This is a genomic window from Streptomyces fuscigenes, from assembly GCF_021556455.1.
In the GTDB taxonomy this organism is placed as follows: Bacteria; Actinomycetota; Actinomycetes; order Streptomycetales; family Streptomycetaceae; genus Streptomyces; species Streptomyces fuscigenes.
In genome coordinates, this window is the sequence record NZ_JAKGCV010000667.1 from 1 (window position 1) to 2,096 (window position 2,096).

Genomic DNA, 2,096 nt, shown 5'->3' on the forward strand with positions numbered 1-2,096 from the left:
CGGCCCGTCGGGCACCGGGACGGGCGCGGTGCGGGCCGGGGTGCGGTGCGCGTGGGCGCGGGTGATCAGGACGTCGCCCTCGGCGGACTCGGCGGCGGGCGCGAATCCCATGGCCCGCAGCCCGTCCAGGAGCGTCGCCGGGTCGGCCTGGGCGGCGAGGACGGTCGGGGCGAGGCGCCGCAGGCGCAGGGCGGCGGCGCGCTTGTCGGCCATGATCTCGCCGAGCACGGTGTCGTCGTCGGACCTGACGTAGGCGGAGGCGGCGCCGACCCGCAGGTGGCCGTGCTTGCGTGCGACGTCGTCGATCAGGTAGGTCAGCGGCTGCGGCACCGGGGTGCGGCTGTGGCGGGCGAGGAACGCGTGCAGGTCGGACGCGGACTGCCCGGCGTCCAGGGCGCGCCGTACGGAGCCGGGCGTGAAGCGGTAGACCGTCGCGCCGCCCCGGGACTCGATGTCGGCCGCCACGGACAGCAGGTCCGCCAGGGGCCGCAGCAGCGGCCCGGGTGCCACGGCGGTGAGGTCGGCCTGGAGCAGGACGTGGTCGAGCGGTTCCGGCAGCAGCGGGGTGAGCGCGCGGGCCGCACGGGCGGCACGCGCCCCGGGCCCGTCCCCCGTGGCGGCTCCCGCCCCGGTCGCCGGCTCCGTGCCCCGGGCGCTCTCCGGCAGCAGCGCGCGGCCCATCGCCGAGAGGGCGCCGCGGCCGGTGACGCCGAGCAGCTCCGCCTCGTCCAGCGTCCAGTTCGCGAGCCGTGTCCGCAGATCCTCCGTACGGCCCGTCACCCCGGCGCCGCGCAGCGGCCGTTCCCAGTTGAGCCGGTCCAGCAGCGACGCGCGGGTCGGTGCCGTGCCCTCGGGCGGCATCGCGAGCAGGGCCAGGACACGGCCGCGCACCTCGGGCAGGGCGCCCCGGTCCAGGTCGGGGCCGAGTGCGGAGAGGGTGCGGCCGCGGCTGTCCTGGCCGCCGGCCAGCCCGGGCGCACGGGTCGCGGCCAGCCACGCGGTCGCGAGGACCGCCCAGCGCTCGGCGGGCGGCAGCTCCTGCCAGTCGTCGTACGCGGGGGTGGGCGCGTACCGCTCGTCGGCCTCGCCGTCGGCCGCGATCAGCCCGGCCGCGTAGGCCAGCTCCACCCAGAACGCCGCGAGCGGCTCCGTCGTGTCGAGGGCGAGGGCGGTGCGCTTGAGGTCCCGTACGGACAGGCCGCCGGCGCGCAGGACGCCCGGGCCGCCCTCGTTCCATTCCTTGCCCAGCTCCTCGACGATCTCGAGCGCGGTGAACGCCTGGGCGGCCCCGGCGCTGTCGACCACCGCGGCGCCGTACGCGCCCCTCGGCTCCAGCGCGGGCGGCACGGGCTCCGGCTGCCGGTGCGCCCGGCCGCCGCGCAGGTGCAGCGCCACCTCGCGGGGCAGCACGACGGTGCGCGGCGTCGCGGGCAGCAGCAGGCCCCGGGCGCGCAGCCACTGGACGGGCGGCGTCGAGTTCGCGCTGATCTCCCCGTACGGCGGGCCCCACACCAGCCGGTCGAGCACGGCCAGCGCCTCGCCGGGCGCGGTGTCGAGCAGCTCCGCCATGCGGCGTCGGTCCGTGAACAGCGCGGTCAGCGCCGCGACCGCCGAGACCGCGTCGTGGGTGCTCGGCAGCCCGACGTTCGCCAGGATCTCCTGGACCCGGCCCGGGCTCATGCCGTTGGTGGCCTCGGCGACGGTCGGGCCGAGGCCGGTGGGGGAGGGGTGCGTCGCGGACGGGGCGAGGAGTTCGCGCGCGGTGCGCACGAGCCGCAACCGGTCGTCGTCGCCCCAGACGAGGGCCTGGTCGCGGAGCGTGTCGAGTGCGCCGGGCAGCGCGGCCTCGACGGCCTCCTCGCCGTCGTCGCCCGCGAGGAGGCCGCGCAGCGTGCCGAGCGGCGCGGGCTCGGGCGCGACGGCCAGTGCCTCGGCGGCCTGGAGGGTGAAGCGGTCCAGGCGTTCCAGCGCGCGCACCACGGAGGCCCTGGTGCCGGCGCGGCCGGCGAGCTGGGAGATGTCGTTGGGGACCGGCGAGAGCAGGTCGGGGCGGGCGTGCAGGAGCGCCGCGAGGGACGCGTCGCCCCGGGCGCGGA

Annotated in this window: 1 protein-coding gene; it reads right to left on the minus strand. The window is 78.7% G+C overall.

Annotated features, from left to right (window positions below):
- Positions 1 to 2,096 (minus strand): helicase-associated domain-containing protein (locus tag L1885_RS27570; protein ID WP_235799870.1); only part of this gene is annotated, 2,096 nt, incomplete at both ends.